Annotated in this window: 10 protein-coding genes and 2 rRNA genes; 3 read left to right on the top strand and 9 right to left on the bottom strand. The window is 62.0% G+C overall.

Going from position 1 to position 13465, the window contains the following annotated elements:
* Nucleotides 1-7 precede the first annotated feature (7 nt).
* The 5 genes from AC1DCM_RS08980 to AC1DCM_RS08960 form a co-directional block, all read right to left on the bottom strand.
* Entirely contained in the window at nucleotides 8-1456 is a 1449-nt protein-coding gene (locus AC1DCM_RS08980; protein WP_477518026.1) for an FAD-binding oxidoreductase, read from the bottom strand.
* A gap of 92 nt (nucleotides 1457-1548) precedes the next feature.
* Nucleotides 1549-3504, bottom strand: a complete 1956-nt coding sequence (locus AC1DCM_RS08975; protein WP_477518025.1) for a glycoside hydrolase family 13 protein — start codon at nucleotides 3502-3504, stop codon at nucleotides 1549-1551.
* 2 nt (nucleotides 3505-3506) lie between these two features.
* The gene (locus AC1DCM_RS08970; RefSeq protein ID WP_477518024.1) at nucleotides 3507-4445 is read right to left on the bottom strand and encodes a sugar ABC transporter permease; all 939 of its coding nucleotides are present in this window, start codon (nucleotides 4443-4445) and stop codon (nucleotides 3507-3509) included.
* Nucleotides 4445-6133 carry an ABC transporter permease subunit gene (locus AC1DCM_RS08965; RefSeq protein WP_477518023.1) on the bottom strand — a complete coding sequence of 563 codons (1689 nt, stop codon included), beginning with the start codon at nucleotides 6131-6133 and terminating at the stop codon, nucleotides 4445-4447. The genes AC1DCM_RS08970 and AC1DCM_RS08965 overlap by 1 nt, the downstream gene beginning before the upstream one ends.
* A gap of 116 nt (nucleotides 6134-6249) precedes the next feature.
* Nucleotides 6250-7548 carry a sugar ABC transporter substrate-binding protein gene (locus tag AC1DCM_RS08960; RefSeq protein WP_477518022.1) on the bottom strand — a complete coding sequence of 433 codons (1299 nt, stop codon included), beginning with the start codon at nucleotides 7546-7548 and terminating at the stop codon, nucleotides 6250-6252.
* A gap of 207 nt (nucleotides 7549-7755) precedes the next feature.
* Here AC1DCM_RS08960 and AC1DCM_RS08955 point away from each other — a divergent pair, with 207 nt between their 5' ends.
* Both AC1DCM_RS08955 and AC1DCM_RS08950 read left to right on the top strand, forming a co-directional pair.
* The gene (locus AC1DCM_RS08955) at nucleotides 7756-9528 is read left to right on the top strand and encodes a glycoside hydrolase family 13 protein (RefSeq protein ID WP_477518021.1); all 1773 of its coding nucleotides are present in this window, start codon (nucleotides 7756-7758) and stop codon (nucleotides 9526-9528) included.
* Between the two features lie 20 nt (nucleotides 9529-9548).
* On the top strand, nucleotides 9549-10571 hold the full coding sequence (locus AC1DCM_RS08950) for a LacI family DNA-binding transcriptional regulator (protein ID WP_477518020.1): 1023 nt from the start codon (nucleotides 9549-9551) through the stop codon (nucleotides 10569-10571).
* A gap of 27 nt (nucleotides 10572-10598) precedes the next feature.
* On the opposite strand, the gene AC1DCM_RS08945 is transcribed toward AC1DCM_RS08950, so the two are convergent.
* Both AC1DCM_RS08945 and AC1DCM_RS08940 read right to left on the bottom strand, forming a co-directional pair.
* Nucleotides 10599-11060: a GNAT family N-acetyltransferase gene (locus tag AC1DCM_RS08945; protein ID WP_477518019.1), complete on the bottom strand. Its 462-nt coding sequence runs from the start codon at nucleotides 11058-11060 to the stop codon at nucleotides 10599-10601.
* A gap of 55 nt (nucleotides 11061-11115) precedes the next feature.
* A complete protein-coding gene (locus tag AC1DCM_RS08940) occupies nucleotides 11116-11643 on the bottom strand; it encodes an SRPBCC domain-containing protein (RefSeq protein WP_477518018.1) in 528 nt (175 codons plus the stop codon).
* A 220-nt stretch (nucleotides 11644-11863) separates the two neighbouring features.
* Here AC1DCM_RS08940 and AC1DCM_RS08935 point away from each other — a divergent pair, with 220 nt between their 5' ends.
* Nucleotides 11864-12925 carry a patatin-like phospholipase family protein gene (locus AC1DCM_RS08935; protein ID WP_477518017.1) on the top strand — a complete coding sequence of 354 codons (1062 nt, stop codon included), beginning with the start codon at nucleotides 11864-11866 and terminating at the stop codon, nucleotides 12923-12925.
* A gap of 125 nt (nucleotides 12926-13050) precedes the next feature.
* Here the strand turns inward: AC1DCM_RS08935 and rrf are convergent.
* Both rrf and AC1DCM_RS08925 read right to left on the bottom strand, forming a co-directional pair.
* Nucleotides 13051-13167, bottom strand: a 5S ribosomal RNA gene (rrf, locus tag AC1DCM_RS08930).
* Between the two features lie 155 nt (nucleotides 13168-13322).
* Nucleotides 13323-13465: ribosomal RNA gene (locus tag AC1DCM_RS08925) — 23S ribosomal RNA — on the bottom strand; the annotation flags it as partial.

Below are 13465 nucleotides of genomic sequence, written 5' to 3'. Positions count from 1 at the left end.
ATCGCGGCTAGATAGCCTTCCCCGGATTCAGAATCCCTGCAGGATCGAACAGCTCCTTGATCCGCCGCTGCAATTCCCGCACGGGCTCAGGTTGCTCCAGTCCAAGCCAACGGAGCTTGTACTGGCCCACGCCGTGTTCACCAGTAATCGTGCCGCCCATTTCGAGGCCGATCCTGATCGATTCATCCAATGCAGCGTTGAGGCGTACCAGGGCGTCGGCATCCGTGGCGGGGTCTACCCGGTCCATCCAGAAGGTGGGGTGGAGGTTTCCGTCTCCGGCGTGGGCCACCACTTTGAGGCGGACTTGGAAGCGGTCGGCCATGGCTTCGAGTTCGGCGACGAAGTCCACCAGCCGGGAGCGCGGAACAGCGATGTCCTCGCCTACTCTGAATTCGTCGTCCATTTCCACGCCGCGGCTGTTGCGGCGTAGTTCAACGAGCATCTCGGCTTCTTCGCTGGCTTCGGTGGTGACTGTGGCGCCGCCTTCGGCGAGTACTTGACGGACGACGTCGGCCTCGGCGGCAGCTCCAAAACCGTCCGTCTGGATCAACAGCAAGGACTTGCCACGGGTTTGCAGGTCTGAGCCGTTCATCTCATCGAGCTGTATGAGTGTTCCGTTGTCCAGGAGCTCCATGATGGCTGGCTGGACCCGGGCTTTGCCTACTGCCAGGACGCCTGCGGCGGCGCTGCGGAAGTCTTGGTAGAACGCGGCGATGGTGTGGACCTCGCGGGGCAGGTATTTCAGGCGGACCGTCACGCCCACCACAATTCCGAGTGTTCCTTCGGAGCCCACCAGCAGCGCCGTGAGGTCGTATCCGGCAACGCCTTTGAAGGTCTGGTGCCCAGTGTGGAGCAGTGATCCGTCGGACAACACAACGTCCAAGGCCAGCACGGAATCCCGTGTCACACCGTACTTCGCACAGCGCAGCCCCCCGGCGTTTGTGGCTACGTTGCCACCGATGGTGGACATCTTGTAGCTCGCCGGATCCGGCGCATACATGAGCCCGTGTTCGGTGGCTGCGGCATTCAGGTCAGCGTTGATGACTCCAGGTTCGACGACGGCGGTCTCGTCGTCGGGGTTGAGGTCCAGGATGCGGTTCATCCGTTCCAGGCTGAGTACGATGCAGCCTTGGGTGGCGTGCGCGCCTCCCGAGACACCCGTCCCGGCACCTCGCGCGACGATTGGCACCTTGTGGGCAGCGCAACTGCGAACGATGTTTTGAACGTCTGCCACGGATTCGGCCCACACGACGGCGAGTGGCAAGTGCCGTTCCAGCAATGGCCCTTGATCTACGGAATAGACGGTAAGGGTGGCTTCATCTTCCGCGATCTGGCCTGGGTGCAGTCCGGCGGCCAGGCTCTGCAAGAAGGCGCTGTGGCTGGCGTCCGTTTGCTGGTCAGCTTCCTGGCGGCCGACTGTGCGGCCTTTGATGCTTTCCTCTGTTGTTCCGGCCATAGCCGTTTCGTCCGACAAGGTGGTCCCTTCACACATGAGCTCCGCGGACACGCCAAATCGGCAGTCTTCGCAGAGTTTTCAGTGCTCCCAGTCTAGTCAGCGCCGCCCGCCACCGTGGGAACATCGGTTCCTGGCAGGGTCCAGATGCCAGCTGAAATTCCGTCGGCGCACAGAAGCACATCGCCCCCTATCCCCCGGCTCGTCGAGATGTTCCCAAAGCAGTGCACCGGTGCGGCGGACAGCGATTCGAGTTGAGCCGTGGAAAGGACGGCGTTGTCCACGGGGACCTGGGCAGAGTCGCGGGCGGCCATGACCATGACTGCGGAACCGGCCGTCTCTCGCACGAAGACCAGCGCGTCACCTTCAGCGTGGATCCAGCGCACCCCGCCTTCGGTCAACGCCGGCAGCTCACGCCTGATCTGCCCCAGCGCTGAGTAGAAGGAAAGCAGGTCCTTGACAGGCTGGCGGCCGGATTTTTCTTCCTGCCAACCCCACGGCATGGGCGTCCTGGAGTCCTCGCCATTGAAACCTTCAAGGCCGAACTCGTCTCCCGCGAACAAGACAGGGATGCCCGGCAGGGTGAAGGTGAGCATGGCGCCAACTTCCTGGCCGCCGTCGATCATTACTGTCGCTGCGCGTGCGGTGTCATGCGTATTGAGCGCATTCATGGTGTTATTTCGCACACCCCAGCTAAATCCTGCTGCGAGCTCCTGATGCGTGGCCAGGAAGTCTTCGGCCTCGATCTTGTTGGGCCTAGCCTGGGGCGAGCCGAAGAAGTTTACGTGCGGCGCATCCCCCGCAAGCCAGGACCACAAAGGCCGGGTGAGGTTGGAGTACGTCATCGCACCGTGCCAGTGCTCACCCGTGAAGTCCGTCGCGGCGTCGGAGGTGGACTCGGCCAACAAGGCCGCATCGGGGTTGATCTCGCGAACCCGCTCCGCGATAAGCCGTGCAACCTCGTGATTCAGGTCCACGGAGCCAAGGCGCCCGGTCATATTGCCGACGTCTATCCTCCAGCCATCCAGGTTGAAGGGCGGCTTGAGCCAGCGGCCAACCACTGAATCGTCGTCCGTCACGAAACGCCGCCGGAGGGCATCCGAAGACCAGTTGAGTTTGGGCAGCGACGGCACACCCCACCACGACTCGTACGTCGAATGGTCCTCGTTGAAGTAGTAATAGCCCGCTTCCTCTGAGCCGGGATCGGCGAGCGCCTTCACGAACCAGTCGTGTGCATCGCCAGTGTGATTGGCGGTGAGGTCGCCCATCACACGAATACCCCGGGAATGCGCCGCCTCTACCAGCTCCACCAGCGCTTGGTTCCCGCCAAGGAGGGGGTCCACGGAGTCGAAGGTAGAGGCGTCGTAGCGGTGGTTGGAACGGGCAGGGAAGAACGGTGTCAGATAAAGAACATCGACGCCCAGTTCCTGGAGATGGTCCAGCTTCCCCGTAATTCCGTGCAGGTCGCCGCCGTAAAACTGAATGGGCGTTTCCCGCCCCGTAGCCACCACTGGCTCGTCCCACGAGCTGCCCACAGCCCAGTCCGGTAGCGGGTGCGCATCGGACTGGGCAGAGCGGGCGAAGCGGTCCGGAAACACCTGGTACATCGTGGCCCGATGCAGCCAATGCGGTGCCGGGGCAAACGTGGTCAGGCGAAAGTCCGCTGAATCAGAAACGTCCCTGTTGAAAAGTCCTTGGGCGTTGAGGTTCCAGTAGTGCCGCCCACTTGCGCTGCTGGTGGGAGCACCGGACGTGGTTCCGACACGGCTGTTTGCTTCGATTTCCAGGAGGAAGCGGTATTTAGCCACAGGATTGGCCACCAACATGGCTGCTTCCCACCAGTCCCAGCCATCAATGGTGCCGAGCCGGATCGCGGCGTCGTAGCGTGGTTCGCCGTCCTGCAAGGAACGGACCCAAACGCGGGACGCGGAACCCCACTCCTGCGGAACCCGCAGCCGGAGCCGAACAATATTGCCCAGGGAAATCCGTCCGGGAGCAGGACCCGAAACATGAAGAGCGGATCCGTCGTGATGTGGAATGACAAGCGTCATTGTCATCCTTTCACTGAGCCGGCCGTAAGTCCGCTGACGATGTACTTCTGCAGGAAGAGGAACAGCGCCATGACCGGGATAGCGGCGATAACAGCGCCGGCGGCGAAGACGCCCCAATTCTCGGAACGCTGCTGTGCCACGTAGGAATAGAGCCCGACGGCGAGTGTCTGGCTGTCAGGATCGGTCAGGACAACGCTGGCGATCACGAACTCGCTGGAGATACCGATGAATGCCAGCAGCCCAACAACCGCCAGGATGGGAGTGACCAGGCGCAGAATAATGCCGAAGAAGATCTGGATGTGGCTGGCGCCATCGATCTTTGCAGCTTCGTCCACGGACTGCGGGACCGTGTTGAAGAACCCGTACATAAGGTATGTGTTCACGCCCAGCGCCCCGCCCAGGTACACCATGATGAGCCCCAGCTGGCTGCCAAGGCCCAGGGCCGGGATCACCTCCGAGATACCGCTGAGGAGGAGGAAGATCGCGACGACGGCCAGCAGTTGCGGGAACATCTGCAGCAGGAGCAGGGTCAACAGTCCTACCCGGCGGCCCTTGAAGCGCATGCGGGAGAACGCGTAGGCGGCCATCGCCCCCAGAAAGACTGTGGCGGCGGACGTCACCAGGCCCACCACCAGGGTATTGAGGAACCAGCGCCCGAAGGGACGGCTCGGATCGTTGAAGAGCGCCATGAAGTTGCCGGTATCAAACCTGGAGAACAGACCGTTGGAGCCTACCAAGGTGCCGTTGGAGTCCAGTGCTGCCGACAAAACATAGAGCAGCGGGAACACGGCAAAGATGGTGGTTACGATGCCGACGGCGTGCCGCCAGCCTTTGTCTTTGAACCAAACCCCAAAGGGACGCCGCTTTGGCACCAACGGTGCGGGACCGCCGTCGTGAGCCTGTTCAATGGTGGGGAGGGTGCGTACCTGTGCCTCGCTCATTAGTTCACGTCCTCGAGTGCTTTGGTCTGCTTGAAGCTGATGGCCGAAATCGTGGCCACGATGATGAAGATGATGATGGCGAGCGCGCTGGCCAGTCCGTAGTCGCGACCGGTGCCTTGGCCGAACGCCACCTTGTAGACCAACGTGATCAGGATGTCCGTGGCTCCGATATCGCGATCGGTGTCTGCAAAGCGCGGCCCGCCGCCGGTCAACATGTAGATGACATTGAAGTTGTTGAAGTTGAACGCAAAGGAGGAGATCAGCAGCGGCGCAACCGAGACCAGCAGCAGCGGCAGCTTGATGGAGCGGAAGACGCGCCAAGGGGACGCTCCATCCATGCGGGCAGCCTCATCAATTTCTGTTGGCAAGGATTGGAGTGCCCCGGTGCAAACGAGGAACATGTACGGGAATCCGAGCCACACATTGACCACCAGCACACTGACCTTGGCCAGGACTGGGTCCGTGAGCCAGCCAATGTTCGCCCCGCCCAGCAGAGTCTGGTTGAGCCAGCCGAACTCGGGGTTGAGGATGCCCGACCACACCAAACCGGACAGGAACGCCGGGAAAGCGTAGGGCAAAATCATCAGGATCCGGTAAACCCTTTTGCCGCGGAGATCCTCACGGTTGAAGGTGATGGCCAGGAAAAGCCCCACGGCGAAGGTCAAGGCAACGGACGCTACGGAGAAGGTGAACGTCCAAAGGATCACGCCCAGGAGTGGACCGCGGAGGCTCGGATCGGTGAAGGCCCGGGCGAAGTTATTCATGCCGACGTCGATCTTCCAGCCGGTGGCCAACGTCTCTCCGTTGGCGTCCGCGAAGGCGCCCTTGCCACTGTCGCGGTAGGCCTTGCCGGTCTCGCTGTCAGTGAAGGTATCGGTGGCGGCGTCGTAGCTCAGTGCTGGCTTGAACTGGTAGGCCGTGCTGCCATCCGCGGTGCGCAGGGTCCCATTAGAGGGATCCTCTGAAACGGGAACGGTAATCTTCAGGATTTCCTGCTGGTTGGCCACGATCTCCTGGAACTTCAGTGTTTCGTAGCCAGGCAAGGAGTTGGCCTTGCCGGTGGAATCCTTTCCCGCCCCGGAGACCTCAGAGAGTGGCTCCTGGGTGCTGCCTATCTGAGCTTTGCCGGACGGGTCAGTAAACAACAGGTAGAACGTGCCGCCCTTGGTCAGCACTGCTGCCTTGTATGCGGGCGAATCCGGGACGCGCTTCTGAGCCGTCAACTGGATGGCCGCGATGGCGTCTTCCTTGGTGCTGTTGTGCCCGTCGCCGTAATTGGTGAAGGCGATGTAACCGCTGAAGAACACCACCAGGACCTGGAACACCAGCAGGAACAGCACACCCGGAGCCAGATACTTCGCCGGCAGCCCGCCCTTGCGCAAATAGATCCAGTTAATAGCCAGGACCACCAGTGAGGACACAACCAGCGCTGCCCACGATTGGCTCAGGAACAGCATCATCAGCACGTACACAGCAAAGGCATCCACCAGGCCCAACAGCACGATCTTAAGGATGGTGCCCTTGAGGGAGTCGGGGCCCCGGCGGCCGCTTCGTACATTGAGGCGGGCAGCGTTCTGGTGAACAGCGTTCTGGTGGGCAGCGTTCTGGTGGGCAGCAGCGCGAGGCGGCTGCACCCGCGTCGTACTCGTTGTGCTGGCTGGCAGTTCGTGGAGATCTGGCTTTGGCATTTTGGATCCTTGGAGTAAAGCAGTTTGCGGCGGGCACGGGCCGGACGGTGGGGCCGGGGCTGGACGGCGGGCACCGTCCGGCCCCGGGCAGACCGGGGGAATCACCGGTTGCGGCGTCAGCCGCCGATCTTGGACTTGATGCTCGCGGCCATCTTGGTCCACGCTTCAGCGGGATCGCCCTGGCCCTTGATGATGGCCAGTTCCGTGGCGCCCCAGTCAGCCCAGACGGCGCTCATTTCGGGGATGGCCGGCATGGGCACGCCCGTGGCGCCGATCTTGCCGAAGGCCTCCACGACGGGATCGCTGGCTGCCTTCTCAAAGGATGCCTTGAGTGCCGGCGGGCGACCGCCTGCCGTGTACATGGAGTCCTGAGCGGACTCGGAGGTGAGGTAGTTGGTGACGAATTCATTGGTGGCCAGGGCATTGGCACTCTTGGCGCTGATGAAGAACCCGTTGACGCCAATGAATGGCTGGGCAGCTTCGCCACCGACCGTGGGCAGCTCATCAACTGCGAACTTGATGCCCTTCTTCTGAACGTCCGGCACGTTCCATGGGCCCGTCAGGAAGTACGGGGATTCTCCGGCAAGGAACTTCTCCTTGGCGATGTCGCCGGTGATGTTGGAGTTGATGATTTTCTCACCGGCGTCGCCCCAGGCCGCCAGCTTCTTGGCGAATTCGACGCCGGCAGCGTCACCGATGAGAAGCTGCTTGGCATCGTAACCGCCGTCGGCGTTCTTACCGAAAACCTGCGAACCCATGGAGGACTGCAACGGGTACAGGTGGTACGGATCGCCCTGCTTGGGATCCATGCCCACCAGGAACGGGAACGTGGCTTTGCCCTCTGCAACGGCCTTCTTGCCGTTGGCCACTACCTCATCCAGGGTGTTCGCCTTGCTGTCCACGATGCTGGTGTTGCGGAGGAGGGCAATGTTCTCGATGGCGTACGGGACGCCATAGACGGCGCCGTTGTAGGTCATGGCCTTGATAGAAGAATCCTGGAACTGGCTGGCTTTGTCGCCCAGTTCCACCGGTGCGATCACACCGTTTTGAACGAACTTTCCAATCCAGTCGTGCGGTCCAACGATCAGATCGGGGCCTTGGCCGGTAGGAACCTGAGTGATGAAGTCATCGCGGACCGCAGCGAAGTCCTTCACTACGAGCTTGACTTCGATGCCGGTGTCGGACTTGAACTTTTCGGTGATGTCCTTCAACGCCGGCGATCGTTCGGCGTCCACCCACATGGTGATGGTGCCGGCGCCGGCTGCCTTGAGGTCCTGCTTTGCGGCTTCCGAGCTGGGAGCGGTGGAGGCAGTGCCGCCACAGGCGCTCAGGGCCAGGGCTGCGACCACGGAGATCGCGCCGGTAGCGAAGACGCGGCGGGTGGTCTGAGTCGCGAGGGTGTTATGCACCTTCATTGGTGTCCCTTTCCTTATGTGCTTCGACGGCGGGGGCTCCAGGCCCAGCGGCAGCGTCGGTGATGCGGCTCACAACTGCAAGCGCTTCCACAGCGTACATGTCTAAATGCGAGTTGGTAAACCACGACACTCCGTAACGTTGTCCTGGGAGGGTCACTTTCACTGTAAGCGTTTCCAATTGGGTGCGTGGTCTTCTACCATGTGTTCATGTCTGTTGATTCATTGCTCCCAGTTGAGGCGTCCGCGCCCTCTGCAGCTTTCGCTACATTGACGCCCGTCCACTCGGCCTCCGCGGCTCACGGATGGTGGCGCTCCGCGGTCATCTACCAGATTTATCCGCGGTCCTTCCGGGACCTCAATGGCGACGGAATCGGCGACCTCGCGGGTATCACGCACGAACTCGCCCAGCTCACCGAACTGGGCGTTGATGCCGTCTGGCTCTCGCCGTTCTACCGCTCACCGCAGCGGGACGCGGGTTATGACGTCAGCGACTATTGCGATGTCGATCCGCTGTTTGGAAGCCTCGCGGACTTCGACGCCCTGATCTACGAAGCCAACCGGCTGCACCTGCGGGTCATTGCAGATCTCGTTCCCAACCACTGCTCGGACCAACACGCCGCCTTCCAGGCCGCACTCGCGGCTCCGGCGAACAGCCGCGAGCGTGACATGTTTATCTTCCGGGACGGCCAAGGACCTGACGGAAGCGAGCCTCCCAACAACTGGCAGTCCCATTTCGGTGGCCCCGCCTGGACCCAGATTGTGGAACCGGATGGCCGGCCCGGGCAGTGGTACCTGCACCTCTTTGATTCCTCGCAACCGGATTTCAACTGGGACAACGATGCTGTGCACGCCGAGTTTGAGCGGGTCCTCCGATTCTGGCTGGACCGGGGAATTTCCGGTTTCCGGGTGGATGTTGCCCACGCACTGGTCAAGGCAGCCGGCCTGCCCAACTGGGGTGGACGCGCGGATGGCAACAGCTCGCACGGCTTCCCCGGCCACGAGGCGCCCATGTTCGGACAGCCCGCGCTGCACGATATCTACCGGCGCTGGCGCTCCATCCTGGAGGAATATGGCTCCGACCGAATCCTCTGCGCCGAAGCCAATGTCGATCCCCTGCCCCGGCTGGCTCAGTGGGTCCGGCCTGACGAGATGCACCAGGCCTTCAATTTCCCGTACCTGCACGCTGGCCTGGACGTGAACCGCCTCCGCCATATCATCACCGATTCTCTGGTCTCGCTGGACGCGGTTGGCGCACCGAGCACGTGGGTGCTGTCCAACCACGACGTCGTCCGGCACGCCACCCGATTCGGTTACGACGGGCCGGGTCCCCGCGATGGCGACGGAATCGGCGCCGACGACTTACAGCCCAATGAAGAACTCGGACGACGGCGGGCTGCCGCGGCCACCATGTTCATGCTTGGCCTCCCCGGTGGCGCCTACCTGTACCAAGGGGAAGAGCTTGGGCTGCCTGACTCCACAAGCATTCCCGGGAGCATGCGCCAGGACCCCACCTTCGCCCGGACCGGCGGAGAAAGGATAGGCCGCGACGGCTGCCGTGTGCCGTTGCCGTGGCGTTCCTCGGAGTTGCACGCCGGTTTCGGCCATGGCCAGGATCCCTGGCTGCCGCAACCAGAGTCATGGGCGGCATTGGCGAGGGACAAGCAGCAGGAGGATCCGGCGTCGCACCTTAACCTTTACCGGGAAATGCTTGCCCAACGCGCCGAACGTCGATTGGGCCAGGGTTCCCTGGCCTGGGTGGAGGATTACTGCACCGAGTCCTCGCTCGCATACCTCAACGGCGACACCCTGGTGATCATGAACGTGGGTAACGAGCCCATGCCGCTTCCCGAGGGCAAGGTAATCCTTCGGAGTTCAACGGCAGATGGCGCCCTTGCCTTGGGCTCCGATCTGCAGGGCACGGATCTACTTGGCGCGGGTCTACTAAGCTCGGGGGAGAGCATCTGGCTCACAACCAACTAACTTTCCCACCGAGGAGCAGCATGACCGGCATTAAGGACGTAGCCGAGCGATCGGGGCTCTCCGTTGCCACGGTTTCACGCGCGCTCAGTGGCAAAGGCAACGTCTCCCCCGCCAGTCGGGAACGCGCACGTGCAGCAGCAGCCGAGCTTGGCTTCGTGCTCTCCTATCACGCCTCCAGCCTTGCCTCCGGCCGTACCCACAATGTTGGCCTGGTGGTTCCCTCTGTCCACCGCTGGTTCTATTCGGCGGTGATCGAGGGTGCCTCCGCTGCGCTTCTGAGCGCGGGATACGACCTCACGCTCTACAACATCGGCGAAGACCCCCAACACCGGCACAGCGTGTTCAACGACTTCCTGCTGCGCAAGCGCGTAGACGCGGTCATTGCGGTCTCCTTGGAGCTTAGCGAAGACGAGATGCAGCAACTCCTTGCCGTTCACCGGCCGATCGTGGGCATCGGCGGCCCCCTTCGGGGAGCGTCGACCATTCGGATCGATGATTCCGCGATCGCACAGCAAGCCACAAACCACTTGATCCGCCTGGGTCACAGCAAGATCGCCCACATGACCGGCGAAGAAGCGTACGAGCAGGACTTCCAGCTTCCCGGGACGCGGCGCGGTGGGTTCGAGAAAGCAATGAACGACGCCGGCTGCGCGGTTCTGCCCGAATGGATCGTTTCCGCTGACTTCACCATCGAAGGCGCTTACGCCGCAGCCCGGCAACTGCTGGGGGGCGCACCAGAGCGACCGACCGCGGTGTTTGCTGCATCAGACGAGATGGCCATCGGCACCATACTGGCTGCGCGTGACTTCGGCCTGCGGATTCCCGAGGACCTCTCGGTTATCGGCATCGACGGACACGACCTCGGGAAGGTCATGGGCCTCACCACCATCGACCAGGACGCGAAGGGACAAGGAGCCCTGGCTGTGCGCACCTTGCTGGGCGCCATCAACAATGGCCTGGTCCTTGAACCTGCTGATACTGAACATCCCACCAAGCTCGTGATTCGTTCGAGCACGGCTGTGCCCAGGAACGACGCCGCCTAGGCCAGGGCTGCTCCCCGGGAAAAAGGGCTACCCCTCCAGCACCTTTTCCATGGCCAGTTCCCGCTTGGACGTGTCCTGGGGATAAGGCCGGCTGTCCCCTGTGGGGTTGAAACCGTGCCTCCGGTAGAAAGCCAACGCCCTCGTATTGTCCTCGTGAACGCCCAACTCCAGGAGCTTGGCGCCCAAGTCGATCCGGGCAGCCTCGCACGCCTGGTCAAGGAGTTCATCCGCCAATCCCAAACCTCGATGTTCGGGGGCAACGTAGACACTTATCAGCATGGCTTGGAGTGGCTTCTGCTGGTCTTGGGGATTCTTCAGGACAACCCTCATGAGCCCACAGAACCGGCTTTCGTCCACGCCACCGTCAGCCACCAACGTCACACTCGAATCGCCGGCCATAGCGGCAGCCCGTTCCTGCCATTGCGCATCCGTTTGCCGCCGCGCCGCCTCCAGGCTTTCGACATAAGCCATGGGCGTGTCCGCCAGCATTTCCAGCCGGACTTTCCTCAGCAGACACCAATCTTCAGCACGAAGTCGCCTGACCCTAGGCAACGGTCCCGCCCATGAACCGTACATAGCGTTCCAGGACACGAGGCCAACCTTCCGCATACGATGCCCGGCTGGCAGCAGGATCCTCGGCGCCTTCCCAACCGTCGTGAACCAAGCGCACCTCCGTGCCACCCTCCACCGCCCGGAACGAGACCCTCAATTCTGTGGACCAGAGAGGCGTGCTCGCCGGATACCAGCTCGCGTGGAAGGACATCGGGGGCTGCCAGTCATCGATGGTTCCCCAGACAGAAGTGCGCCCGTCCTCGGCCGTCTCGAGGATCAGGTTCTCCTCGAACTCCACGTGTGATCCCACGCCGAACACACTCTCCTCTTCGAGGGGCCACCACAGATGAGGATGGTCCGTAAAACCCAAAAAGGCATGTGAAACGCTGGTTGGCACCACCACTGTCACCACCAAGGGCTCAAGTTCGTTGGTGTCCTGTGACGAGGGCCCGGGCTCCGGCTCGGGATGACTGAAAATACTGTCCATGACCACCAACTGTACCGGTGCGGAAACGCTCATTTCCCCCGGCAACCGTGTACACCCAGGGGTGCTGGGGGATGGCTTGGTTGCGCAGCCCGTTAGCGCGGTGTTAGAGTCCCGTTGATCGTGATCTATCAACAGGAGGTGAGACCCATGAACGCAGTATCCGCAATGGGTGCTCCCCCGCAGTACACGATCTCGCGACTGATCTAGTCGCCAGCGGGAGCGCCACAGAGGCAATTCGCGAAAGGCGACTCCCATGAACACAACACCTCTTTCTACTCTGCCCGTCTCATCGACGACCACCACTGAGCAGCCACAGTCCCCTCAGGATCAGCCGGGGGAAAAACCCACCACGACTCCTGGGCATAGAAGCGGCCGGGCCTTGGTCCTTGGCGGCGGCGGATCCACAGGCAATGCGTGGCTGATCGGCGTCATCGCCGGATTGTCCGATGGCGGCATGGATGTGACCGGAGCTGACTTGACGATCGGCACGTCAGCAGGCTCCACGGCAGCGGCACAGCTGGCTGGCGCGAGCCCTTCAGAGCTGTATGCCGCTACCCTTGCCGCCCAACCCCAGCCGCAAAGACTGCGGCCACCGCAGGCCACTCCTCCGGCCAATCCCACCCAGCCCAATCCGGCGCAGCTCAATCCAGCGCAGTCCAATCCAGGGCAGTCCAATCCAGGGCGGCAAGTGGTGGACCAGTTGGAAAGAACGCGAAAAATCATCGAGGCCTCTACGGATCCTGCGGATATGCGCCGCAAGATGGGCGCTGCAGCGCTCGAGTTGCCTGCTTCGGCGGACGAATCACGGCAAACGCAGTGGCGTGCAACCGTCGCCTCCCGTCTGCCAAGTCTGGCGTGGCCGAAACGGAGAGTACTCATCACGGCGGTTGATGCCAAGACCGGTCAGCCGGTCGTCTTCGATCATCACAGCGGAGTCGAACTGGTGGATGCTGTAGCCGCCAGTTGCGCCAGCGGGTTTGCCTTTAGCATTGGCGACGGCCGATACATTGATGGGGGTTACCGGTCCAACGCGGAGAATGCCGACCTGGCAGCAGGATACGCACGGGTCCTGGTGCTGTCACCATTTGGGGGCAGAACGCGGACTCCACTGGAGTGGGGCCTGCATCTTGCGGCACAGGTGGACGCATTACGCGCCGGCGGCAGCAGGGTCGAAACGATCTTCCCGGACAGCGACTCCGAGCACATGTTCGGAGCCAATGCGATGGACGTGTCAATGCGCCCGGCGGCTGCGCAGGCCGGTTACCACCAAGGTCGGTCCCTCGCGGAGCAACTCAGCGGGTTCTGGAACGGCTAAACAGGGGTTAAATGGGGAAGCCCCGGCCGTGGTGGTCGGGGCTTGCCCTGCTAAATGTGCTCATGCTGGTTAATGTGGGAGACCCCCCGACCCGTGGTGGGTTGGGGGGTCTCGACCTAATGTGTGTCCGGCGGTGTCCTACTCTCCCACACCCTCCCGGGTGCAGTACCATCGGCGCTGTGGGTCTTAGCTTCCGGGTTCGGAATGGGACCGGGCGTTTCCCCCACGCTATGACCGCCGTAACCTTGTTACCCGTCCCCCCGCACCGGTTGTGGTGGGGGTGGGAAGCTTTGTGGTTACAACATTGTGGTGTTGTTATTTTGTTGTGGTTTTTGTTCCTGCGAGCAACGGGTTTTGTTGTTCGGGAACCACATAGTGGACGCGTGCAGTGTTGTGTGTGGTGTAAGTTGTTGGCCTATTAGTACCGGTCAGCTTCACGAGTCTTTAGTCCTCGCTTCCACATCCGGCCTATCAACCCAGTGGTCTGGCTGGGGGCCTCTCACACAAATTGTGTATGGAAATCTCATCTTGAAGCGAGCT

The sequence above is a fragment of the Paenarthrobacter sp. 10N417 genome, from assembly GCF_056394745.1.
Note: the sequence above shows the minus strand (reverse complement) of the source record. Positions and strands in the feature narration are given on the sequence as shown.

Bases quoted from the DNA above. Each gene is read 5' to 3' on its own strand.
- AC1DCM_RS08945 (WP_477518019.1), bottom strand. From the start codon at position 11,060: ATGCTGGCGGACACGCCCATGGCTTATGTCGAAAGCCTGGAGGCGGCG.
- AC1DCM_RS08975 (WP_477518025.1), bottom strand. From the start codon at position 3,504: ATGACGCTTGTCATTCCACATCACGACGGATCCGCTCTTCATGTTTCG.
- AC1DCM_RS08965 (WP_477518023.1), bottom strand. From the start codon at position 6,133: ATGCCAAAGCCAGATCTCCACGAACTGCCAGCCAGCACAACGAGTACG.
- AC1DCM_RS08955 (WP_477518021.1), top strand. From the start codon at position 7,756: ATGTCTGTTGATTCATTGCTCCCAGTTGAGGCGTCCGCGCCCTCTGCA.
- AC1DCM_RS08950 (WP_477518020.1), top strand. From the start codon at position 9,549: ATGACCGGCATTAAGGACGTAGCCGAGCGATCGGGGCTCTCCGTTGCC.
- AC1DCM_RS08980 (WP_477518026.1), bottom strand. From the start codon at position 1,456: ATGGCCGGAACAACAGAGGAAAGCATCAAAGGCCGCACAGTCGGCCGC.
- AC1DCM_RS08935 (WP_477518017.1), top strand. From the start codon at position 11,864: ATGAACACAACACCTCTTTCTACTCTGCCCGTCTCATCGACGACCACC.
- AC1DCM_RS08940 (WP_477518018.1), bottom strand. From the start codon at position 11,643: ATGAGCGTTTCCGCACCGGTACAGTTGGTGGTCATGGACAGTATTTTC.
- AC1DCM_RS08970 (WP_477518024.1), bottom strand. From the start codon at position 4,445: ATGAGCGAGGCACAGGTACGCACCCTCCCCACCATTGAACAGGCTCAC.
- AC1DCM_RS08960 (WP_477518022.1), bottom strand. From the start codon at position 7,548: ATGAAGGTGCATAACACCCTCGCGACTCAGACCACCCGCCGCGTCTTC.